The organism is Streptomyces sp. NPDC047017 (assembly GCF_040644175.1).
Taxonomy (GTDB): Bacteria; Actinomycetota; Actinomycetes; order Streptomycetales; family Streptomycetaceae; genus Streptomyces.
This window is the reverse complement of record NZ_JBEYVW010000003.1, coordinates 465,028-485,579: the sequence shown is the minus strand read 5'-3', so window position 1 is coordinate 485,579 and position 20,552 is coordinate 465,028. Positions and strand designations below refer to the sequence as shown.

The 20,552-nt window shown below is 72.4% G+C and carries 18 protein-coding genes and 1 pseudogene; 6 read left to right on the top strand and 13 right to left on the bottom strand.

Going from position 1 to position 20,552, the window contains the following annotated elements:
* Window positions 1-35: 35 nt before the first annotated feature.
* The 4 genes from ABZ858_RS07545 to ABZ858_RS07530 form a co-directional block, all read right to left on the bottom strand.
* Entirely contained in the window at window positions 36-881 is an 846-nt protein-coding gene (locus tag ABZ858_RS07545) for a carbohydrate ABC transporter permease (protein ID WP_361373702.1), read from the bottom strand.
* Window positions 878-1,840: a sugar ABC transporter permease gene (locus ABZ858_RS07540; protein ID WP_361373700.1), complete on the bottom strand. Its 963-nt coding sequence runs from the start codon at window positions 1,838-1,840 to the stop codon at window positions 878-880. Before ABZ858_RS07540 ends, ABZ858_RS07545 begins: the two co-directional genes overlap by 4 nt.
* Complete coding sequence (locus ABZ858_RS07535) at window positions 1,837-3,147, bottom strand: extracellular solute-binding protein (protein WP_361373698.1); 1,311 nt, start codon at window positions 3,145-3,147, stop codon at window positions 1,837-1,839. Before ABZ858_RS07535 ends, ABZ858_RS07540 begins: the two co-directional genes overlap by 4 nt.
* Window positions 3,148-3,478: 331 nt before the next feature.
* Window positions 3,479-4,381 (bottom strand): pyridoxal-phosphate dependent enzyme, encoded by a 903-nt coding sequence (locus ABZ858_RS07530; RefSeq protein WP_361373696.1) that lies wholly within the window; start codon window positions 4,379-4,381, stop codon window positions 3,479-3,481.
* A gap of 26 nt (window positions 4,382-4,407) precedes the next feature.
* Here ABZ858_RS07530 and ABZ858_RS07525 point away from each other — a divergent pair, with 26 nt between their 5' ends.
* Genes ABZ858_RS07525 through ABZ858_RS07510 form a run of 4 tightly spaced genes read left to right on the top strand, consistent with a single transcriptional unit; the run spans window position 4,408 to window position 7,167 of the window.
* Window positions 4,408-4,935, top strand: coding sequence for a peptide deformylase (locus ABZ858_RS07525; protein ID WP_361373694.1), 528 nt, complete (start codon window positions 4,408-4,410; stop codon window positions 4,933-4,935).
* A complete protein-coding gene (locus tag ABZ858_RS07520; protein WP_361373692.1) occupies window positions 4,932-5,681 on the top strand; it encodes a GntR family transcriptional regulator in 750 nt (249 codons plus the stop codon). The genes ABZ858_RS07525 and ABZ858_RS07520 overlap by 4 nt, the downstream gene beginning before the upstream one ends.
* Entirely contained in the window at window positions 5,678-6,181 is a 504-nt protein-coding gene (locus ABZ858_RS07515; RefSeq protein WP_361373690.1) for a DinB family protein, read from the top strand. Before ABZ858_RS07520 ends, ABZ858_RS07515 begins: the two co-directional genes overlap by 4 nt.
* Entirely contained in the window at window positions 6,178-7,167 is a 990-nt protein-coding gene (locus ABZ858_RS07510; RefSeq protein WP_361373688.1) for a serine hydrolase domain-containing protein, read from the top strand. Before ABZ858_RS07515 ends, ABZ858_RS07510 begins: the two co-directional genes overlap by 4 nt.
* Before the next feature lie 125 nt (window positions 7,168-7,292).
* On the opposite strand, the gene ABZ858_RS07505 is transcribed toward ABZ858_RS07510, so the two are convergent.
* Window positions 7,293-7,487, bottom strand: coding sequence for an antitoxin (locus tag ABZ858_RS07505; RefSeq protein ID WP_361373736.1), 195 nt, complete (start codon window positions 7,485-7,487; stop codon window positions 7,293-7,295).
* 122 nt (window positions 7,488-7,609) lie between these two features.
* Window positions 7,610-8,370, bottom strand: a pseudogene (locus ABZ858_RS07500) (helix-turn-helix domain-containing protein).
* On the opposite strand from ABZ858_RS07500, the gene ABZ858_RS07495 reads away from it, so the two are divergent.
* Together ABZ858_RS07495 and ABZ858_RS07490 are read left to right on the top strand one after the other, a co-directional pair.
* The gene (locus ABZ858_RS07495) at window positions 8,267-9,580 is read left to right on the top strand and encodes an LLM class flavin-dependent oxidoreductase (RefSeq protein WP_361373686.1); all 1,314 of its coding nucleotides are present in this window, start codon (window positions 8,267-8,269) and stop codon (window positions 9,578-9,580) included. The pseudogene ABZ858_RS07500 and the gene ABZ858_RS07495 overlap by 104 nt on opposite strands.
* Window positions 9,507-10,520 carry a YsnF/AvaK domain-containing protein gene (locus ABZ858_RS07490; RefSeq protein ID WP_361373684.1) on the top strand — a complete coding sequence of 338 codons (1,014 nt, stop codon included), beginning with the start codon at window positions 9,507-9,509 and terminating at the stop codon, window positions 10,518-10,520. Before ABZ858_RS07495 ends, ABZ858_RS07490 begins: the two co-directional genes overlap by 74 nt.
* A 115-nt stretch (window positions 10,521-10,635) precedes the next feature.
* Here ABZ858_RS07490 and ABZ858_RS07485 read toward each other — a convergent pair whose 3' ends face one another.
* The 7 genes from ABZ858_RS07485 to ABZ858_RS07455 all read right to left on the bottom strand — a co-directional run bounded on the left by ABZ858_RS07485 (window position 10,636) and on the right by ABZ858_RS07455 (window position 20,525).
* Window positions 10,636-11,925: a M64 family metallopeptidase gene (locus tag ABZ858_RS07485; RefSeq protein ID WP_361373682.1), complete on the bottom strand. Its 1,290-nt coding sequence runs from the start codon at window positions 11,923-11,925 to the stop codon at window positions 10,636-10,638.
* A gap of 226 nt (window positions 11,926-12,151) precedes the next feature.
* Window positions 12,152-14,365, bottom strand: coding sequence for a protein kinase (locus ABZ858_RS07480; protein WP_361373680.1), 2,214 nt, complete (start codon window positions 14,363-14,365; stop codon window positions 12,152-12,154).
* A gap of 112 nt (window positions 14,366-14,477) precedes the next feature.
* Window positions 14,478-15,881: a hypothetical protein gene (locus tag ABZ858_RS07475; protein ID WP_361373678.1), complete on the bottom strand. Its 1,404-nt coding sequence runs from the start codon at window positions 15,879-15,881 to the stop codon at window positions 14,478-14,480.
* 362 nt (window positions 15,882-16,243) lie between these two features.
* Window positions 16,244-17,353, bottom strand: coding sequence for an o-succinylbenzoate synthase (gene menC, locus ABZ858_RS07470; RefSeq protein ID WP_361373676.1), 1,110 nt, complete (start codon window positions 17,351-17,353; stop codon window positions 16,244-16,246).
* A gap of 29 nt (window positions 17,354-17,382) precedes the next feature.
* Window positions 17,383-18,159: a GNAT family N-acetyltransferase gene (locus ABZ858_RS07465; RefSeq protein ID WP_361373674.1), complete on the bottom strand. Its 777-nt coding sequence runs from the start codon at window positions 18,157-18,159 to the stop codon at window positions 17,383-17,385.
* Entirely contained in the window at window positions 18,156-19,238 is a 1,083-nt protein-coding gene (locus ABZ858_RS07460; protein ID WP_361373735.1) for a M20 family metallopeptidase, read from the bottom strand. Before ABZ858_RS07460 ends, ABZ858_RS07465 begins: the two co-directional genes overlap by 4 nt.
* A gap of 264 nt (window positions 19,239-19,502) precedes the next feature.
* On the bottom strand, window positions 19,503-20,525 hold the full coding sequence (locus ABZ858_RS07455; RefSeq protein WP_361373672.1) for a membrane dipeptidase: 1,023 nt from the start codon (window positions 20,523-20,525) through the stop codon (window positions 19,503-19,505).
* Between the last annotated feature and the right edge of the window lie 27 nt (window positions 20,526-20,552).

Genomic DNA, 20,552 nt, shown 5'->3' with positions numbered 1-20,552 from the left:
CGCCGGTGCCGGAGGGGCGGGCCGCGTCCGCCACGTCAGTCCTTCACCGCGCCGCCGAGTCCGGAGACGAGTCGTCGCTGCACGAGGACGAAGAAGACGAGCACCGGGATCGTCATCACGGTGGACGCCGCCATCACCCCGCCCCAGTCGGGATCGTCCGGCTTGTAGAAGACCAGCAACGCCATCGGCAGGGTCGACTGGGACGTGTCGCTGATGATGAACGACTTCGCGAACAGGAAGTCGTTCCACGCCGAGATGAAGGAGAACACACTGGTCGCCACGAGTCCCGGGAAGACCAGCGGGAAGAGGATCTGCCACAGGAAGCGCGCCCGGCTCGCCCCGTCGATGAAGGCGGCCTCCTCCAGGGCCTCCGGTACGGCCTTGACGAAGCCCCGCAGCATCCAGATCGCGAACGGCAGCGAGAAGGCGATGTGGGGCAGGATCAGCGAGCCCAGCGTGTTCAGCTGTCCGAAGTCCCGCATCAGGAAGAACAGCGGGATGGTGAGCGCCTCCACGGGCACCATCTGGGCCACCAGGAACATGATCAGCAAGGTGGTCCGGAACCGGAAGCGGAACCGGGTGACGGCGGTCGCCGCCAGGAACGCGATCAGTGCGGAGACGATCACCACGGTGCCCGCGACGACCAGGCTGTTGAGGAAGTAGCGGCCGAATTCCTGCTGTTCGAACACCCGGTGGAAGGAGTCCAGCGAGGGGGACGTCGTCCACGGCCGGGGCTCGGACGACTCGATCTCCCCGGCCGGCCTGACGGCGCTCAGCACCATCCAGTACAGCGGGAAGGCGACCAGGACGGCGATCAGCAGCGCCGACGCCTCGGCCGCGAGCCGCCCCGGACGGCGCACCAGGGCGCGTACGACGTTCACAGCTCCTCCCCTTGGCGGCGCAGCAGCCGCAGATAGACCAGAGTCACGGCGAGCAGGATCAGCAGCATCACGACGCCGATCGCGGAGCCGAGGCTGTACTGCGAGGACGCGAAGGCCTTCTGGTAGGCGTACACGTTCAGGACGAGGTTCTGGCCGGCGATGCCGCCGCCGTTCGTCATGACGTAGATCTGCGTGAAGACCTTGAAGTCCCAGATGACCGACTGGATGGTGACCACGACCAGGATCGGCCGCAGCATCGGGGCCAGCACCGAGCGCCAGATCCGCCACTGGGAGGCGCCGTCCAGCGCGGCGGCCTCCAGTACCTCGGCGGGCACGGCGCGGATGCCGGCGTAGACGGTGACCATGACGAACGGGAAGGAGCACCAGACCACTTCGAGCAGGACGAGGAGGAAGGCGCTGTAGCGTCCGTACGTCCAGGAGTGGTCGCCGAGTCCGAGAATCCGGTTCACGGGTCCGAAGTCGGCGTCGAACAGCATCAGCCAGACCGTGGAGCCGGTGACCGCCGGGGTCGCCCAGGCGCCGAGGGCGGCGAGCATCAGCGCGAGGCGCGGCACGGCGCGCACCCGGGTGAGGAGGACGGCGAGCGCGCAGCCGACGGTGAGCGTGCACAGCACGCAGGCCGCCGCGAACACCACGGTGGCCAGCAGGACCCGCCAGAACTGGTCGTCCCGGAACAGTTCGGCGTAGTTGTGCAGCCCCTGGAAGGTGGTCGGCTGTCCGCCGCTGACCTGGGCCTGGGTGTACTCCAGGAAGGAGATCAGGCCCAGTTGGCAGACGGGGTAGACGAGCAGTCCGCCGAGGACGACGAGGGCGGGGGCGAGGTACAGCCAGGGGGTGGCAGTACGCGCGAAGGGGCGCGGGGAGCTGTGCGGCCGGCCACGGGCGGCCCGTGGCCGGCCGCGCACCACGCCCTGCGGGCTGGTGGGCGAAGCGGTCATCCGGCGGCGCCGAACGCGTCGTTCATCTTCTTCGCCGCGTCCCCGGCGGCCTTCCCGACGTCCTTCTTGCCGCTGACGATCTCCTGGAACATGGTCGGCAGCACCTGCGAGGAGTCGATCTGGGCCCACGCGGGCGTGGCCGGCACGAACCGGGTGCCTGCGGCGAGGGTGTCGACGAAGGGTTTCACGAACGGCTGCTTCGCGGCGACCTGTGCGCGTACGTCCTTGAAGGTCGGCAGGAAGCCCATCGCGTCGAACATCTCGCCCTGGGTCTTCTTCGATGTGAGCCGCTTCATCAGGTCCACGGCGAGGGTGCGGTGCGCGGTGCTCTTGAGGACACCGATGTTGTTGCCGCCCGCGAAGGCCGGTGCGACCGAGCCGGCGGTGACGCCCGGCAGCGGCACGACCGCGTACTCGCCCTTGACGCGGCCGGCCTCCACGGCCTGGTGGCTGAAGTCGCCGCCGATCGCCATGGCGGCCTTGCCGGAGGCGAAGGCGGTGACGGTGTCGTTGCCGGTCATCCCGGCGCACTTGGCGGCGGGGCAGTTGCCGTCGCCGAACAGGGACGTGTACGCCTCGATGCCCTTGCGGGACGCGGGGCTGTCGATCGCGGCGGTGTAGGAGCCGTTCTCGCCGGTGGCGAGTGCGCCGCCGGCGGCCCAGAGGAAGGGCATGGCGCCGTAGGTGTAGGCACCGCCGACGGCGAGGCCGTACAGGCCGGGCTCGGCGGCCCTGATCTTCCGTGCGGTGGTGGCCAGTTCGGCCATGGTCCTCGGTGGCTGGAGGTTCAGCTTCCGGAAGAGGTCCGTGCGGTAGTACAGGGCGCGGACACCGACGAAGTAGGGGGCGCCGTAGACCTTGCCGTCCACGGTGACCGAGGTGCGGGCGGTGGGGTCGGTGTCCTTGGCCTCGTCCCAGGCACCGAACTCGCCGGTGACGTCGGCGAGTCCGCCGTCCTTGACGTACCCGGCGGTGTCGGTGTTGCCGTACTCGACGACGTCGGGGGCGCTCTTCGGGTCGTTGAAGGCGGCCTTGATCCGCTGGGCCCTGGTCTCCACGGGGATGTACTCGACGGTGACCTTGGTGCCCGCGTGGGCCTTGCGGAAGTCGGTGAGGACCTGCTCGACCACGTGTTCCTTCGGCTTGTTGTCGACCTCCTGGAAGAGCCAGACGCGCAGCGTGCCGGTCTTCTCGTCCTTGCCGGAGGAGGAGTCGGCGGACGTCTGTGGGGCGCAGGCGGTGGCGGTGACGGCGGCCGCGGCCAGGAACAGGGCCAGTCGGCCGGGGAGTCTTGCGGACAGCTTCATGGAGCGATCCTCCGGTCAGGGTGTTGCAACATGTGCAATGGCGGTTTTGCTCTGCACAACACCACGGAGGCTAGGTACTCCATGAACACGTCGACAAGAGGTCTCAACCACTCTGTGACCGCCGCAAGCATCCTGTGCAACGCCGGACAGCACGAAGGCCCGCGAAGTACGCGAAGCGCACTCGGGGGCCGGGGTGGTGGGCGGGCGAAAGGGCCGCGCGGGTACGGGCGTTGCCGTGCCAAGCGTTCCCGCACCGGCTGCCGCCCGGTTGTTCAGGCCGCTCCTGTCGTCAAGGGCGTTCAGATCATTCAGGTCGTTCCGATTGTTCTGGTCAGAGGTTGGCGCCGGTGAGGATCGCCGCCGGGCGGTCGGCGTGGACGGGGAACTGGAGTGCCGCGGCCAGCGAGAGGGCGCCGGCGGGCTCCAGGGTCAGGCTGAGATGCTCGCGGGCGAGGTCCGCGGCGCGCGCGATCTGCGCCTCGTCCACGCACAGCACGTCGTCGACCACCTCGGACATGGTGCGCACCGCCGCGGCCACCGGGACGCGCACCGCGACCCCGTCGGCGGCGGTGCGTGGCCGGGACGTGGTGACGACGGCACCGGCGTGCCAGCTCATGGCCATCGCGGGAGCGCCCGCGGCGCACACCCCGACGACTCTCGTGCCCGGCGAGTGCGCCTTGGTCCAGGTGCCGATCCCGTTGATGAGGGCGCCGTTGCCCACCGGCACGAGCAGCAGGTCGGGGCCCGCGGACATCAGCTCGACGGCGATCGTCCCGGCGCCCTCCGCGATGCGGGGCTCATCGCCGTCCTCGACGAACACGAGGTCGTCCCGGCCCGCCGCGTGCTCCCGGGCCAGGGCCTTGGCTTCGTCGAAGTCCTCGCCGCCCAGCACGACTTGGGCGCCCAGCCGGCGGATGCGCGCCACTTTGGCCGCATTGGCGTTGCGGGCGCAGAAGACCGTGACCGGGATGCCGCGGCTGCGTCCGGCCCAGGCGAGGGCCATGCCGAAGTTGCCTGCCGAGGCGCACAGCACCTGTCGGCCGGGGGCGAGCGAGCGCAGGTAGAAGTCGGCACCCCGGCCCTTGAACGAGCGCAGGGGGTTGACGGTCTCGACCTTGAGCAGGAGCGGGCAGCCGAGTGCCGCGCTCAGTTCGTCGTCCTGGAACTGGGGGGTCTGCCGCAACCGGCGGTCGATGGTGCGGCTGGCTTCCTCGATACGCTCCCATGCCAGCATGCTGCTTATCGTATACGATATTCAGTGTGACGATACGGCCGACGCTGCAACTCGGACACCCCGCGCTCCGCTCCCCCGCCGAAGAACTGCCGCTGCCCCTCGGACCCGAGGCCATGGAGCTGATCACGGACCTGGACGACACCCTCGCGGACTGGAGAGCGCGCACCGGCTACGGGCGCGGGATCGCGGCACCGCAGGTCGGCGCCGGTGTGCGGATGGTGCACTGCCGGCTGGAGCGGCCGTGGACGCTGGTCAACCCCCGTATCACCCACCGCTCCGAGACGACGTGGGAGGTGTGGGACGGCTGCCTCAGCTTCTCCCTCGACTTCTTCTGCACCGTGCGCCGCCACACCTGGATCGAGGTGGACTACCGTTCGCCCGACGGCCGGTCCCACACCCTGCGGGCGGACGGAGAGCTGGGCGAGCTGCTGCAGCACGAGATCGACCATCTCGACGGTCGTCTCGCCGTCGACCGCATGACCGACGCGCGAAGCCTGTGCACGCGCTCGGAATTCGAACTCCGCCACCGGGACGAGAGCCCTTACAGGTCATGACCACGCCCGCCACCGCCCAGCCCGGTACCGTCCCGCCCGGTCCCATCCCCCGCGCCGAGCCTCTGCGGGAGAGCGTCTACGCCCGGATCGTCGAGCTGGTCGCCACCGGCCACTTCGCACCGGGCGCCGCGCTCACCGAGGCCTCCCTCAGCCGCGCCCTCGGCGTCTCCCGCACTCCTGTCCGGGAGGCCCTGCTGCGCCTCCAGGCCGAGGGGGTGGTGGACTCCGCGCTCGCCCGGGGCTTCGTGGTCAGACCGATCACCACCCGCGAGTGCGGCGAGCTGTACCCGGTCCTCGGCACTCTGGAGGCGCTGGCCCTGCGGTCGGTCGCGCACCCGCCGGCGGACGCGGTCGTCGAGCGGCTGACCGGCTGCCTCCGCGAACTGGAACGGTGCGAGGACCCCGTACGGCGACGCGGCCTGGACACCCGCTACCACGAGGCCCTCGTCGGCCTTTGCGGCAACGGCCGTCTCGCGGCGCTCACCGGGCAGTTGCGCAACAGCCTCTCCCGTTATGAGATCGCCTACATGCACCACGCCCCGGAGCGCGCCCACGCCGACACCGAGCACCGGGAGATCCTCGCGGCGCTCACCGCCGGTGACGGGGAGCTGGCGGCGACGCTGACGCAGCGTCACTGGGCGTCCGGCATGCAGGTGGTCATGACGTGGCTGGCCGGCACCGACGGCACGACGGCCACGACGGCCACGACGGCCACGACCGGAACGGACGAAAGGACAGGTGAGTGATCGACAGCGCACCGCGTGGCGATCTGCGGCCCCCGGGCCTGAACGCCGACGAGAAGACGACACTGGTGGCTTTCCTCGGCTATCTCAGGAACGCTGTCGCCGCCAAGGCGACCGGGGCGGCCGAGGACGCGCTGCGCACCCCCGGGGTGACCTCGGGCACCAGCGTTCTGCGCCTGGTCAAGCACCTGACGGCGGTGGAGCACAACTGGTTCGTGTGGGCCTACGGCGGCGCCTCGGCGCCCCTGCATGACGACGACGTCCCGCTCGCCGACGACGAGACGGCCGAAGCCCTGCTGGCGGCCTACGCCGAGGCGATCGAGGAGAGCGACGCGGTCATCGACGCCTGCGACGACCTGGACCGGCCGGGCGCGCGTTCGCTCCGTGAGACGCCGCCCCCTTCCCTGCGCTGGATCCTGGTGCACATGATCGAGGAGACGGCGCGGCACGCCGGCCACGCGGACATCCTCCGGGAGCAGATCGACGGGAGTGTGGGCCGGTGAAGACGGCCTGGCCGGATCTCCGGGCGCTGGCCGACGAGTTGGCCCGCGTCACCGGCCCCGGCTCGGTGACGGTGGGGCTCTCCCGTGCGGGACGGACGAGCGTGGCCACCGGCGGGCCGGGCGACGCCACCGGGCAGACCCGTTTCCGCATCGCCTCGCTGACGAAGGTGTTCACCTGCGCCGCCCTGGTACGGATGCTGCGGGCGCGCGGCATCGCGCTGGGCACACCCGCCGTCGAACTGCTGCCGGAACTCGCCCCCGACTGGCGGGCCGACACGGGCCTCACCGTCGAGCAGATCCTCGGCCAGGTCTCGGGACTGCACGAGACCGTGGACTCGGCCACCGCGGCCGCTCTCGGGGAGGGGCCCGACGCGCTCACGGAAGCGGCCCGGCTCGTGGTGCGCGCCGGTAACGCCCGCGCCCCCGGCGCACGCTGGTCCTACTACAACGGCAACTACTTCCTGGCCGGGGCCCTTCTCGCCACCCTCGGCGGCGTCCCGTACGAGCAGGTGCTGCGGGACGAGCTGCTCGCCCCCTGGCGGCTCGACCGGACCGGCTTCGCTCCCCCGGCCGACGCCCTCACCGGCCGGGACGGCACCGAGGAAGTGGCTCCGCTCCCCTATCCGCGGACACGGCGCCCCAGCGGCGGCCTGTGGTCCTGCGTCCCGGATCTGCTGGTGCTCGGTCAGGAACTGCTCGCGGACCGGGCACTCCTGGCGGAGGTCCGCAAGCCCCGCACCCTGCCCGACGACCCGATGTCCTACGGGCTGGGCTGGGCCGTCGGCCCCTCGGGGCAGCTGTATCTCAACGGGCGGCTGCCCGGCTTCCGCGCGGCGATGCTCCTCGTCCCGGACGCGGAACACGTGAGCGTGATCCTCTCCGGCCAGCAGCGCGCCCTGCCCGCCATGGCGGGAACCCTCAGCGAGATGCAGCGCGGCCTCACGGGAGACGACCTCCGCGCGGCCATCGACGGCTTCGCCGCCTGAGCCACGGCGGCCATCGGCTTGCGCGCGGGTGACCGGACGTCATCCCGTCCGGCCCGCGCCCACCGCCCGTACACCGAACGGCCTCCCGACCGTGGGTCGGGAGGCCGTAGGGGAAAGAGGGGCCGCTACTGGCCCTGCTGCTGTCCGCCGCCGTAGGAACGGCGCACCGCGTCGGCGGCCTTGTCGGTCTGTGCGTCGTACTTGTCGCCGGTACGCTCGTCGACCAGCTTCTCGGCGCGTTCCACGCCCTTGTCGGCCTGGTCCGGGTGGCCCTTGGCCATCGCCTTGGCCTTGTCCGCCATGTCGCCCAGCTTGCCCATGAGAACCCTCCTGGGGTTGTGCTCGTGCGGTCGTTCCCCCATCAGGTACCCGGCCTCCTCCCGCCAATGCCCTTGAATTTCGAGGGACCGCCGCCGAGGTGCTCGGATACGAACACCCGTGCTCAGGCTGGACGTCCCGCGGTGTGACGGCCGGCGGCTGCCGTGAGCGCGACGGCCGTCGCCGGGTCGGCCGGCAGGAACGCCTCCAGTCTCAGTTCGGCGAGTGTCACGTCGACGGCGGTGGCGAAGGTGGTCACCGTCGTCATCAGGCGCAGCTCGCCATGGGCGGACAGCAGGCGCAGCGGTACCGCGAAGCCCAGCTGCCCGTCGGACGGCTCCCACGCGGGCACGTACCGGGCGAGTTCGGTGCGCAGTTCCTCCAGGTGGCCGAGGCCGGCCAGGATGTGGCGTGCCCACTCCGCGAGATCGCGGATCCGGGGAGCCAGGCCGTCGGGTGCAGCGCCAGGCGGTAGACGTTCGTGCCGGGGCCCGTCAGTTCGGCGGCCGCGCCCTCGGTGATCACGTCGAACGCCGTGTTCGCGGCGCCCAGATCGCCGGCCCGGTCCACGACGATCGCCGGATACGGCAGGTGACCGCGCAGGATGTGGTCGATCGCCGTGCGCACCGGGGCCAGCGCCGGGTCGTCCAGGGCCCTCTCGGGGTAGCCGGGCGCGTACCCGGCGGCCAGCAGCGGTTCGTTGCGTTCACGCAACGGCAGTTCCAGAGATTCGGCCAGGCGTACGACCATGTTGCGGCCGGGCGCGGACCGGCCGGACTCGATGAAGCTGAGGTGGCGTTGGGTGGTGCCCGCGCGCAGCGCCAGGTCGAGCCGGCTGAGACGGCGGCGGGTACGGCGGTCGCGAAGCGCACGGGGGAAGTCCACCGGCCTGTTGTACCGGCGACGGCGGCCGCCGGGCCATTCCCCGCGGGGAATTGAGGCCGCTCTCATCGGCGGTGGACATCACGGCATGGACATCGGTGTACTGCTTCCGACCGGAGCCGCGCAGTGGGACCCGGCCGACGACCCCCGCGAGCTGGTCGCTCTCGGCCGCCACGCCGAACGCTCGGGTCTCTCCTCGCTGTTCGTCAACGACTCCCTGATCGGCCCGCGTGTCGAGGCCCTCACGATGCTGGCCGCGCTCGCTCCGGCGACCGGTTCCGTGCGGCTGGGCACGGCCGCGCTGCTGCCCTTACTGCGCCGGCCGGTCCAGGCCGCGCAGTCGCCGGCGTCGATCGACCTGCTGTCCGGCGGGCGGCTCACGGTGGCCGTCGGCGCGGGCTTCCCGGGCCGGTTCGGACAGCCCCTCCACCGGTTGTCCGAGGTGCCGTGGGAGAGGCGCTTCGCCCGCCTTGACGAGACGGTCGCGCTGTGGCGAGCCCTGTGGCGCGGGGCCGATTCCTTCCACGGCGAGATCCTCCGCTTCGACCACATCCCGCCCACGACCAGGCCGGCCAGGACCGGCGGGCCGCCTGTCTGGCTCGGTGGCGCGACCCCGGCGGCCCTGGTCCGCACCGGACGGCTGTACGACGGCCGGCTGCCCTATCCGCCGGATCCCGCGGACTACGCGTGCGGCCTGCGCCGGGGTCCGCGCGGCGGCGGACGGCGCCGGACGCGCGGCCGACGACGTCACGCCCGCGCTGTTCGTCTCGGTACGCGTCGACGACGACCCGGAGAGCGGACGGCGCGCACTCGACGCGTACGCGCACGCCACGTACGGCATGCCGCCGGCGGAGCTGGAGAAGGTGCAGGCCGTCGTCGGCGGTCCCGCGGACCGAGTGCTCGAACAGCCGGCGCGGTACGCGGCCGCCGGTGTCCGGCACTTCGTCGTCCGGCTCGGGGCCGTGGGCCTGCGCTCCCAGCGCGACCAGCTGGAACGGGTCGCGGAACTGATCCCCGCCCTCACTGCCGCCGGCCGCGTGTCCATGCCCAGCTGAAGCCACTGGCACAAACGTGGTCGTTTAGTCGCTTTCATACCGGTTCACCCAGCCAGGGAGACTCCGGAAGAAAGGTGACGGAATATGATCACCAGGAAGCAGATCCCGAGCGTTCTGGACCACGCGGTCCACGACGGCGACGGTCACAAGATCGGTGATGCCAAGCACGTCTACCTGGACGATGTGACCGGGCTGCCGGAGTGGGTGACGGTGAAGACGGGCCTGTTCGGCACCAGCGAGTCGTTCGTGCCGACCCGGGAGGCCTCGCTGGTGGAAGATCACCTGGAGGTGCCGTACCGCAAGGACAAGATCAAGGGCGCGCCGCACATCGACATCGACTCCGGTGGCCATCTCTCCGAGCCGGAGGAGCACCAGCTGTACGACTACTACGGCCTGAGCTGGGAGGAAGGCCCGCACGACAGCGGTGGCCGCGGCGAGCGGGGCCGGACGACCGGAGCGGCCGGAGCGGCCGGGACAGCGGGAGCCGCGGGTGCGGCTGCCGGTACGGCGGGCCGCACCGGCCCAGGACGGACCACGGCCGGCACGGGCATCACCGGGCGGACCACGGCCGACACCGACACCACCGGACGCGCGACGGACCGCGGCGCGGCCGGAGCGGGCGCCCGGGCACGTGCCGGTGAGCGGCCCGCAGCGGCCCGCGACGACGCCATGACGCGCTCGGAGGAAGAGCTGCGCGTGGGAGTGGAGCGCCACGAGGCGGGCCGTGCCCGGCTGCGCAAGTACGTCATCACCGAGGACGTGGAGCAGGTCGTCCCGGTGCGCCACGAGGAGGTGCGGGTCGAGCGCGAGCCGATCACGGACGCCAACCGCGAGGCGGCCCTGTCCGGGCCCGACATCACCGAGGCCGAGCACGAGGTGATCCTGCACGAGGAGCGCCCGGTGGCGCAGACCGAGGCCGTGCCGGTGGAGCGGGTCAGGCTGACCACCGAGGAGCAGACCACCGAGGAGCGGGTGCGTGGCCGCGTCCGCAAGGAGCGCATCGAGGGCCAGGCCGAGGACGCGCGTGAGGACATGCGCGAGGACATGCGCGAGGGCCGGCGCGACGACATCGACGGTCCTGGCCGCGACCGCCGCTAGACGGCGGAGAAGCGAAGAGGAGCACGAAGGAGAGAGCACGAAGGAGAACACGGAGAGAGCACAGGTGCGGGTGTGCCGTCGGCGCGAGCCACGGCACACCCGCCCGCGTGCCTGGTCACGGGCGCAGCGTCCATTCCAGCGTGCTGGTCAGGTAGCGGGAGCGCAGTTCGGGGTCGCGGACCCACGGGGTCTCGTCGGTCACCGTGGCGGTGACGTGGTGAGGGGCCTTCCCGGCGAGCAGGGCGGCCGGGATGCCGAGGCGGAGACCGGTGGCCGGGACGCGGTGGCCGTCGACCCGCCACCGCACGGTCACCCGGCTGCCGCCGGCGGGCTGCTGCGCGGTGACGCCGAAGCGCCAGATGCCGAAGGCGTCCCGTGTGGCGGGTGTTTGGGCGGCGAGTCCGGCCTTGCGGTAGAAGGCGGCGATCATCGCTTCGCGGCTGGGGGCGTTGAACTCGCGGCCCAGCGTGCGCATGATCGAGTTCTGGCTGGGCCGGTAGATGCCGGTGGCCGCGTACTTGGCGCCCTCGTAGGTGCCGACCGTCCCGCCGTCGGGGGTCGGCTGCCCGAGCCAGCGGTACCACTTGAGCCGGTACGCGGACATGGTGGCCCGCGGATAGACGGACACGTTCGGCTCGGGTTCCTCGCCGCCCTGGTGGGCGCCCGGGCTGTCGTACTCGTCGGCCAGGCCGCCCAGGGAGTGGCCGAGTTCGTGGACGGCGATCTGCCCGGACCGCGCGTTGCCGCCGGCCGCGGTGGCCACCGTGCCGCCGGCGCCGCCGTAGGTGGAGCTGTTCGCGAGGGCGATGACCTGGTCCGCCTGCGGGGCCTGGGCGGCGTACTGCTGGGCCTTGGCCTCGTCCACGCACAGCAGCCGGTCCAGGCCGCCGCAGTAGTAGTTCATGTCCAGGGCGGTGTCGCGGCGTACGCCCTGGGTCGGATCGTCGTCCACCCCGGACTCCCGGGAGACGACGTCGACCTGCCAGATGTTGAACAGCGAGCGGTAGCTCTTGTACGGCTCGACGGCGAACAGCTCGGCCACCTTGGAACGGACGTCGCGGCGGTAGGTGTCCAGCTGGGCGGCGGTGTAGCCGTCGCCGACGAAGACCAGATCGAGCTTGCCGCTGCTGGGGCCGTTCACCTCCACCGGCTCCACCGTGGCCGCCTCGGCGGCTCGCTCGGTGCGGGCGTCCGGCGCGGCCTGCGGCGCGACGGGGACCCGGGCGGTGCGTATGGAGCCGTCGGGTGAGAAGACCTCCCGGAGCTGGGTCGGGGCGCCGGGGGCCGTGAGGGGTGCGTGCGCGGCGTGGGCGGGCGACGAGCCGAGGACCAGGGCGGTGGACGCGAGGGCGCCGGCCAGCAGGCCGGCCGCCAGTCGGCGGACGTGAGTGGGGCTCCTGCGCATGAGTGCGCTCCTCGGGGTGGGGGTGATGACCGGTGCGCCGGGCCGCGACCTTGCTTAACCGGGGAGTTAAGTGAGATTGCGTCAGCGTTTAACTGGTCGCTCAACCTAGGCCACGGCGCGCCGCTTCACAAGAAGTCGGGTGGGATTGACGGCAGTTGACGTCCTGGTGAGGACGACGACAAGTCGCGTTGCCGTGCGGCGCGGTGGCCGTGGCCACCGCGCCGGGTCACTGCGACGGGACGGGTTTCCGCTCGGGGTGCGCCGGGTCGAGCGTGAAGAGGGTGCCGTCGGAGGCCGCGAGGACCAGGGCGCCCTTGTAGAACCACACGGTGGGCAGCAGCCCGCTGTTCAGCACTTCCGCGCGCGCCGCCGATTCCCACAGCAGGGTGCCGTGAGCCGTGTCGAGAGCGGCCACCCGGCCGCTCCCCGCGGCCAGGTACACGGTGTGCCCGCTCGGGTCCACCGATGCCTGGCCCGGCGTCTCCAGGGTCGTGTGACTCTGCCACAGCCGGGCTCCCGTCACCGGCGAGACGGCTGTGACCAGACCGCTGGAGGTGGCGAAGTACAGCGTGCCGCGGGCCAGGGTCGGGATGCCTCCCCGGTACCGCTCGGGCAGCGGCGTCAGCGCGCGCTCGCCGGTGCCCGGGTCGACGCGCACGATCCGGGTGTAGATCAGGTCGGGGCTGTTGGTGATGGGGCGGTCGTCCGACTCGACGAAGACGAGCCGTCCGTCCTGGACACCGACGAAGCTGCGCGACTGGGCGGGGGACGTCAAGGTGCGCGCGGTGCCGTCGGCCGGGTCGACGACGAGGAACTTCGTCCGGTGCGAGCCCTCCGCCTGGGTCATGCACTCCACGTACGGGCGGTCGTCGGCGGCCAGCGGCGAGCAGTCGTACCCGGCGGGTGCGGGGATCGCCCGGCGTACGCTGCCGTCGCGCGCCGAGCGGACGGTCACCGCGCGGCCGTCACCCTCCTGGGTCAGCGTCACACCGGCGGCGTAGGCCGAGCCCAGGCTGTCGGTGCGCACCGGGTGGGACCAGATCTTCGTGCCGCTCGCCCCGTCGAGCGCGAGGACGGACTGCGCCTGTCCCCTGCCGTCCTCCCCGGTGACCGTCAGCTCCACGAGCACCACGCCCTCGTAGGTGCCGAGCAGCGTCGTGACGTACCGGTCGGCCGGGACGCCGGCGGGCGCGACGCCGGAGCGCCACAAGGTGCGTCCGGTGGTGGCGTCGATCCGTTCCGGGAGGAGGGCGCTGCCGGCGCAGTAGAGGGCGTCGCCGTCCGGTACGCAGGCCGGCGCCCGGTCCCCCTCGTACCCGGGCGCCTGCTGCACGCCCTTCTCCGCGACCGCGGCGGCGGTCGTCTGCCACGGCTTCCAGCCGGTGGGGAGCGCGGCCTGGTGGCCGGACATCGTCGTGGAGCCGGCGCGCGCCGGGTGGTCGTCGCCGCGCAGGCCCAGGAGCAGATAGCCGCTCAGGGCCGCGGCCAGTACGCCGGAGACGGCCAGCAGCGTGCGCGGTGCGCGCCGCCGAGGGCGGCGGGCGGGGGGCCGGGTGCCGGCCAGGGACGGGACGGCGGGCCGCGCGGAGGGCAGCCGCAGCGTCATCGTCTCGGGGTCGCCCGGCGACGGCTCCGGCAGGACCCTGGCGAACTCCCGGGCCAGTTCGTCCGGTCCGGGCCGCTCGGCGGGTTCCTTGGCCAGGCAGCGCTCCAGCACCTCGCGCACGGGCGCGGTGAGCCCGTCGAGGGCGGGCGGGTGGTGGACCACCCGGTAGCCGGTCAGGTAGGGGCTGTCGGCGTCGAAGGGGCCGTGTCCGGTGACGCAGTACACCAGCAGCGCGCCGAGCGAGAAGACGTCCGAGGCCGGGCCGACCGAGCGGGCGTCGGCGAACTGCTCCGGGGACATGAAGGGCGGGGTGCCGATGACCTGCCCGGTCTCGGTGAGGGTGTGGTAGCTCGCGGCCGCCCGGGAGATGCCGAAGTCGATGACGCGGGGGCCGTCCTCGGCCAGCAGCACGTTGGCCGGCTTCAGGTCGCGGTGCACCACCCCGGCCCGGTGGATGTCCCGCAGCGCCTCCGCCAGGCCCAGTGCCAGCGGCCGCAGCTCGGTCATGCGCAGCGGGCCCTGGTCGCGGACGCGGGCGGCGAGCGACGGGCCGGGCACGTACTGGGTGGCCATCCAGGGCGCGTCCGCGTCCGGGTCGGCGTCCACCACGGCGGCGGTGAACGCGCCGCTCACCCGGCGGGCGGCCTCGACCTCGTGCCGGAACCGGGCCCGGAAGACGGGGTCCTGGGCGTATTCGGCGTGCACCACCTTGACGGCGACCTCGCGTCCGGAACGCGCTCTGCCCCGGTAGACCATGCCCATGCCGCCGGCGCCGAGCCGGTCGAGCAGCTTGTAGCCGCCGACGGATCGCGGGTCGTCCTTGTGTAGCGGCACGCGCCCCCCTCGGTCACCCAGCAGTTGCGCACCCCACCATACGGAACCGGGACGCACCGCCCTGCCGGGCCCGGGAGGGACCGGACGGCCGCCGGGCTATGTCCGGGCCGGGCTATGTCCGGGTGGAGCAGGGGTCGCAGCAGGAGGGGGCGGGTTCGGCGCAGACGGTGACGGTGTCGGTGTCGTCGGTGGGGTCCGGGTCCTTCTCGTTGCCGGTGGCGGTGGCGGTGTTGCTGATCAGGCCGGTCCCGGTGGCCTTGGCCCGCAGGACCAGGGTGGCGGTGGCGCCGTCGGCCAGGGCGCCGACGGTCCACCGCCCGGTGCCCGGGTCGTAGTGTCCGGGAGTGCCCTGGGCGGACAGGAAGGCGAGCCCGTCGGGGAGCCGGTCGGTGACGGTGACTCCGGTGGCGTCGTTCGGGCCGAGGTTGCGGACGGTGACGCGGTAGGTCACGGTCTGGCCGACGGTGACGGTGGTGGCGTCGGCGGCCTTCGTCACAGCCAGGTCGGCGGCCGGCTTGACCTGCGTGACCTCTTCACCGGAGGTCGCCGTCAGCGGTTCCGGCGTGTCACCGAGCCGGTTCTCGTAGGTGGCGGTCGCGGTGTTGCGGATCTGCTTGCCGCCACTGGCCCGGTCGATGACGACGCGGTACTCGACCGTGGTCCCCGCCGGGAGGGTCTCAATGCTGGGGAGGCGGCCCCCGTCCGCGCCGGAGGCCTCGTCGCCGAGATGGAAGACGACCTTGTCCGCGCCGGCGTCGTAGTACGCCTGGTCGTCACCCCGTGCGTCGGTCTTCGCCCCGGCGTTGGGTCCGTCGACGATCCGCAGCGAGCCGGGCAGGAACGTCGTGCCCCGCGGGACGGCGTCGGTCAGGACGAGGCGCTCAGCCGCGCCACCGCCCTCGTTCCTGGCGTTGACGCGGTACGTGATGACGTCGCCCACCTCCAGCGGCCCGGCGGGAACGGCCGTCTTGACCAGTGCCACGTGGGGTGCGGTGCCGAAGAAGATGCCGTCGAGGAAGTTGCCGATGCCCTGGTTGCCGCCTGCGGCGGAGATGGAGCGGAAGGCGAAGCGCGTCCGGGTCTGGCCCGCCGGGACGGTGTAGGTCCCGGTGTAGTAGCCCCAGGCGGTGTTGCCGTCGGTGAAGCGCCGCTGCTCCACGACGGAGCCCGGCGCGCCGATGTCGAGCGCCATGGTGTCGTCACCCAGCCGGCCGCGGTGGTACAGCTTCCAGTACAGCTTGGTGCCGGGGGTGGTCGGCAGGTCCTGGTAGAGCGTGGAGACCAGATTGGCGTTGAGTTCGGCGAACTGGACGCCGTCGGCCGCCCGTACGCCGTTGAATCCGGTGTGCCACAACTCGATCATGTGGTCGGCGGCGGTGGTGAGCCAGCCCGGGACCCGTTGGGGCGCCTGGGTCTGCGAGGCGTCCGGCAGGATCTCGTAGCCCGTGACGGTGGGCTCTTCGAAGCTGCCGTTGCTCAGGGCGACCCGGAGCGGGGCGGCAGGAGGTGTGGCCATGGTGTGTCCCCTCGCGTCTACGCTGCTGAAACGCGCCCCCGGCCGGCCGCACGGGTGTGCGCCGTGACGGAGCCGGGCGGCAGCGGTAGCGCACCGCGTCACCATGACTGCGTAAAGTCGCCCCTGTGCGGGGTGAGCCAACTTCGCCCCGCGGGTTTGCGGAACCGGTCTCCGGTCGTCGCCCGCCGCGCGGCTCGCCGCTCCCCCGGCGCCGCACCGCTCCCGCCGCACCCGTCTCGCGGCGCTCCCCTCCCCCCTCCCGTCCTGGCCGGAAGCCCCCGCTCACGCGTCCGACGCTCACACTTGTCCCGGGTGAATCGGCCGTCGCGGAGTTGACGCGTCCGGTTCTCCTACAGCTTCTCCTACAGCGCGGTCCACTCGGTCGACGTGGTGACGTCCGCGAGCAGGCCGGGCAGTGGCTCGACGCCGAGGCCGGGGCCGGTGGGGACGTCGAGGTGGCCGTCGGCGAGGACGAACGGCTCGGTGATGTCGGTGGCGAAATAGCGCTTCGAGCCCGAGGTGTCGCCGGGGAGGGTGAAGCCGGGCAGGGCGGCGAGGGCGACGTTGGCGGCGCGGCCGATGCCGGTTTCCAGCATGCCGCCGCACCAGACGGGGATGCCGTGGGCGCGGGCGAGGTCGTGGATGCGGCGGGCTTCGAGGTAGCCGCCGACCCGGGCCGGCTTGATGTTGATGACCGAGCAGGCGCCGAGCGAGATGGCCGCCGCGGCGTCGGCGGCGGACTCGATGGACTCGTCCAGGCAGATCGGGGTGCGCAGCAGTTCGGCGAGCCGGGTGTGCTGGACCATGTCGTCGTTGCCCAGGGGCTGTTCGATCAGGAGCAGGCCGAAGTCGTCGAGCCTGGCGAGGTGCCGGGCGTCCACGAGGGTGTAGGCGGCGTTGGCGTCGACCTGAAGGAGCAGGTCGTCACCGAAGCGCTCGCGGACGGCGCGTACCGGCTCGACGTCCCAGCCCGGCTCGATCTTCAGCTTGATCCGGACGTACCCCTCGGCGACGTATCCCTCGACGGCGTCGAGGAGTTCGGGGACGGAGCCCATGATGCCGACCGACACACCGCAGGGCACCCGGTCCCGGGCGGCGCCCAGGTAGGAGCCGAAGGACTCTCCCGAGGCGCGGAGCTGGGCGTCGAGCACGGCGGTCTCCAGGGCCGCCTTCGCCATGTGGTGGCCGGTGAAGGGCTTCAGGAGGCGGCCCACCGTGTCCGCGTCGACGCCGTCCCGGGGCAGGGCGGGGATGAGGAACCTGCGCAGGACGTCCTGTGCGCCGTCGACGTACTCGGAGCAGTACCGGGGCTCGGACATGGCGGCGCATTCGGCCCAGCCCTCGCCCTCGGAGGTGACGACGCGGACCAGCAGCACGTCGCGGCTGGTCTCCACGCCGAAGGAGGTGCGGAAGGGGGCGACGAGGGGCATGGCGATCCGGCGCAGCTCGACGCCGGAGATCTTGATCTTCATGGTGGGCGGCTCCTTGGCGGGCGGGATGGTCAGGCGAGAGGGGCGGTGCGCTGGACGACGTAGCGGCGGCGTTCGTGGAAGCCGGTGACGCGGGCGCCTTCGGCCAGCAGACCGCCGAGGGTGTGGCGCAGGGCCAGCCGCCAGGCCTGTGCCGCCGCGGGGTCCGTGCGGCGCAGGGCCTCGATGTCGTCGGGGAGGTCGATGAGTACGGTCTCGGCGTCGGTCGTCCCGGTCACGGGCCGGCCGTCCTGGTCGCGCAGGCCGTGGACGGCCCCGGCGGGCAGTGCGCGCGGCTCGGGCGGGCGGGGCGGGGCGGCTGCGGTGAGGTCCCAGGCGGTCAGGACGCGGTCGGACTCGTCGCCGCCGTTGATGGCGTCGTCCATGGCGCCGTAGAAGGCGGGCAGGTACTCCTCGGGGCGGGCGCCGAGCTTGACGAGGTTGAAGTAGGCGTTGCGGCGGATGAGCGGGTCGTAGGTCCAGGTGATGCGGCGCAGACCGCGGGCGAGCGCCCACTGCCGCTGGTGCAGCTTGAGGGCGAGGCCCACGCCGCGGCCCATGACGGCGCCGGTGATGTGCGAGTGGAGGCAGGTGCCGACGGGGGCGCCGAAGAAGCCGACGGACGCCCCCACGAGCCGGTCCTCCTCGTAGGCCCCGGCGACGTAGTTGCCAGCGTGCGCCAGCGCCCGCATGATCTCGGCGGAGAGGGGGGTGTTGCGGGGTTCGGTCCCCCAGATGCCGGCGTAGAGGAGGGCGACGGTGTCGAAGTCCTTCATGGTGTGGAGTTCGCGGACGGCGGGTGCGTTCATCGCAGTGCTCCGACGAGGTGGGCCAGCAGCCGGGCGCGGGCCGGCAGGGTGGCGGTGAGGACGTGTTCGTGGTCGGCGTGGGCGCCGTCGCCGACCGCGCCGAGGCCGTCGAGCGTGGGGCAGCCCGCCCCGGCGGTGTAGTTGCCGTCGGAGGCGCCGCCGACGGCCGCCTGGGTCAGCGGGCCCATCCCGAGCCGGTCGGCCTGTTCGGCGGCGAGGGCGAACAGGCGCTGGGAGGCGGCGGCGTCCAGGGGCGGGCGGTTGGGGCCGCCGTCGATCTCCAGGCGGGCACCGGGCAGGTGCGGCCGCAGGGACCGGACGAGTTGGTCGACGGCTTCCTGCGCGCCGGCGGTGGGCACCCGGACGTCGACGCTCAACTCGGCTCGCGCGGGTACGGTGTTGCTCGCCGTGCCCGCCGACATCAGGGTGGGGGTGACGGTCGTCCCGGGTCCGGTGGAGGCGGTGACGGTGCCGGCGACGGTTTGCAGGGCGAGGAGTTGGTGGGCGAGTTCGGTGGCCGCGTTGACGCCCTTCTCCGGTTCGAGCCCGGAGTGGGCGGCACGGCCGTGGACGGTGATGTCGTAGAGGGACACGCCCTTGCGGCTGGTCTTCAGCGCTCCGCCGGGTGCCGAGGGCTCCAGGACGAGGGTGGCCGAGCACTGGCGTGCGAGGTCCTCGATGAGCTGCCGCGAGGTGTCCGAGCCGGTCTCCTCGTCGCCGGTGACGAGGACGCACAGGCCGTCGAGGGAGGGCAGCGAGGCCAGCGCGTGGAACAGCTGGACCAGTCCGGCCTTCATGTCGAAGACGCCGGGGCCGCGGGCGACTCCCTGTTCCACCGACCACGGATGGGTTTTCAGGGAGCCGATCGGCCAGACGGTGTCGTGATGGCCGAGGAGCAGGACGCGGGGCGTCCCGAAGGTCCACCGCACATGGGTGACGCCCCCGATGTCCAGCGTGCGGGGCGGGGTGCCGAGCAGGCGGCGGCCCTGTTCGGCGACGACCCGGCCGCTGCGGGCCACGGCCGCGTGGTCGGCTGAGAAGGACTCGCAGGTCACGAGTTCTTCCAGGTCGGCGAGCATGGCGTCGAGGGCCGTCGTGTCGTCCGCCGGCGCGGAGGCAGGTTGATGATCTTGCGGCACGGGCGCGTCCTCCAGATCTCCAGGTGAGCTGACCGCCACGTTAGGCACGCGGGGCGCGGGCGGGTTGGTGGCGCGGTGACCGAACGGAGCGGCTGATTCGTCCCGGGGTCCGAACGCCGGGTCTTTGCCGGTCCCCGGTGGCCCGTACGGCCCACCGGCCCCACCGGCCGGTCCGGGCGCTCCGGCCATGAGGATGAGCGGGCGTCAGCCCATGTACTTGCTCATCAGCCGTCGCACGTTCCCGCCCAGGACCTTCACGATGTCCTGCTCGGGCAGCCCCCGGCGGACCAGTGCCTCGGTGACCAGGGGCAGGCCGGCCGGGCCTTCCAGGCCGGGGAAGTCGAACAGGGGGTCCTCGTCGTCGAGGTTCTCGCAGCAGGGCGGGGTGACGTCCGCCATGACCTCGCGGACGAAGTCCGAGCCGAGGCCGACGTGGTCGATCCCGGCCACGGACGCGAGGTGTTCGACGTGGTCGGCGATCAGGTCGGCGCTCACCTTCGCCCGGTCGTCGGTGAGGAAGTCGGGTACGAAGTTCACGCAGACCACGCCGCCGGTGGCGGCCACGCCGCGGATCTGGTCGTCGGTGAGGTTGCGGTGGTGGTCGCGCAGGGCGCGGGCGCAGGAGTGGGTGGCGATCAGCGGCCGGGTGGCGAGTTCCAGGACATGGGCGACGCCGCTCGCCCCGAGGTGGGAGATGTCGAAGAGCATGCCCAGGCGTTCCATCTCCCGCAGCGCCCGGACACCGGGTGCGGTCAGCCGGCTGCCGGTGGCGTCCTCGCGGCTGCCGTCGGCGAGCGGGGTGCGCCCCCAGTGGGCGATGGAGGCGATCCGTACGCCGAGGCGGAAGAGGGTGGAGAACAGTTCGACGCAGGCGTCGATCCCGGGCGCGCTCTCCAGGGCGAGGACAAGCGCGATCTTGTCGTCCGCGAGGGCGGCGTCGATGTCGCCGCCGTCCCTGCACAGGGCGACGTGGTCGGCGTTGTCCTCGGCGAGGACGTGGGCGCATTCGATCATGCGGAGGGTCTGTCGCAGCGCTCCTTCGGGGCGGTACTGGTCGTCGATGAACACCGGCAGGACCTGGATGTCGATGCCCCCTTCGCGCAGTTGGGGCAGCCAGCGGTCCCGGAAGAAGCCGCCCCAGCGCTCGGCGGGCCGGGCGGAGACGGCCATGAGGAGGTCGTTGTGGGCGTCGGCGACGACGGCGCGGCGGTGCAGTTCCAGGGACACGGCGGGCCTTTCGGGAGAAGGGGAGGA

Coding starts and splice junctions, on each gene's coding strand:
- ABZ858_RS07540 (WP_361373700.1), bottom strand. CDS start 1,840: ATGACCGCTTCGCCCACCAGCCCGCAGGGCGTGGTGCGCGGCCGGCCA.
- ABZ858_RS07485 (WP_361373682.1), bottom strand. CDS start 11,925: ATGCGCAGGAGCCCCACTCACGTCCGCCGACTGGCGGCCGGCCTGCTG.
- ABZ858_RS07520 (WP_361373692.1), top strand. CDS start 4,932: ATGACCACGCCCGCCACCGCCCAGCCCGGTACCGTCCCGCCCGGTCCC.
- ABZ858_RS07475 (WP_361373678.1), bottom strand. CDS start 15,881: ATGGCCACACCTCCTGCCGCCCCGCTCCGGGTCGCCCTGAGCAACGGC.
- ABZ858_RS07530 (WP_361373696.1), bottom strand. CDS start 4,381: ATGCTGGCATGGGAGCGTATCGAGGAAGCCAGCCGCACCATCGACCGC.
- ABZ858_RS07535 (WP_361373698.1), bottom strand. CDS start 3,147: ATGAAGCTGTCCGCAAGACTCCCCGGCCGACTGGCCCTGTTCCTGGCC.
- ABZ858_RS07465 (WP_361373674.1), bottom strand. CDS start 18,159: ATGAACGCACCCGCCGTCCGCGAACTCCACACCATGAAGGACTTCGAC.
- ABZ858_RS07505 (WP_361373736.1), bottom strand. CDS start 7,487: ATGGGCAAGCTGGGCGACATGGCGGACAAGGCCAAGGCGATGGCCAAG.
- ABZ858_RS07490 (WP_361373684.1), top strand. CDS start 9,507: ATGATCACCAGGAAGCAGATCCCGAGCGTTCTGGACCACGCGGTCCAC.
- menC (WP_361373676.1), bottom strand. CDS start 17,353: ATGAAGATCAAGATCTCCGGCGTCGAGCTGCGCCGGATCGCCATGCCC.
- ABZ858_RS07460 (WP_361373735.1), bottom strand. CDS start 19,238: ATGCTCGCCGACCTGGAAGAACTCGTGACCTGCGAGTCCTTCTCAGCC.
- ABZ858_RS07495 (WP_361373686.1), top strand. CDS start 8,267: ATGAAGCTGAGGTGGCGTTGGGTGGTGCCCGCGCGCAGCGCCAGGTCG.